At 51.5% G+C, this 404-nt stretch carries 1 protein-coding gene; it reads right to left on the bottom strand.

What is annotated here, in order from left to right; translation table 11 throughout:
- Positions 1–87: 87 nt before the first annotated feature.
- Positions 88–404 (bottom strand): hypothetical protein (locus tag I6F37_RS42825; RefSeq protein ID WP_225154802.1); only part of this gene is annotated, 317 nt, incomplete at its 5' end.

Genomic DNA, 404 nt, shown 5'->3' with positions numbered 1-404 from the left:
TGACTTTGCTGGCAAAACCTTTGAGCAAAAACCTTGGGAGGATGTGATGTCGAATACCAGCCATAGTCTCTGTTTATCAATTAGGCATTAGCCTTGGCGTTCATGATGTGGCTGCGGTCGCAAAGCATCCCGCCAAGCATTGTATTCTGATGGCCGCAAGCGGAAGCGCGCGAAATTGCCTTCGTGCAAATTCTCCAATTCCTTGATTGTCAGTCGAACGAAATCGTCGACATGCTCCTTCGGCACGAGCTTGTCTACCGCCTTCGTTACTTCTTCCACGGTCGGACTTGCGCTGCGACGTACGATATCACCGACGACTTCGATGAGTTCATTCCGAAACTGAAGCCTAAATCTGTCCGGCTCTCCGAGCGATTGACGGACTGCCGCGTAATGCTGGCAAGACC

The sequence above is a fragment of the Bradyrhizobium sp. NBAIM08 genome (assembly GCF_020193935.1).
GTDB lineage: Bacteria > Pseudomonadota > Alphaproteobacteria > Rhizobiales > Xanthobacteraceae > Bradyrhizobium > Bradyrhizobium yuanmingense.
This window is presented reverse-complemented; position numbering and strand designations above follow the sequence as displayed.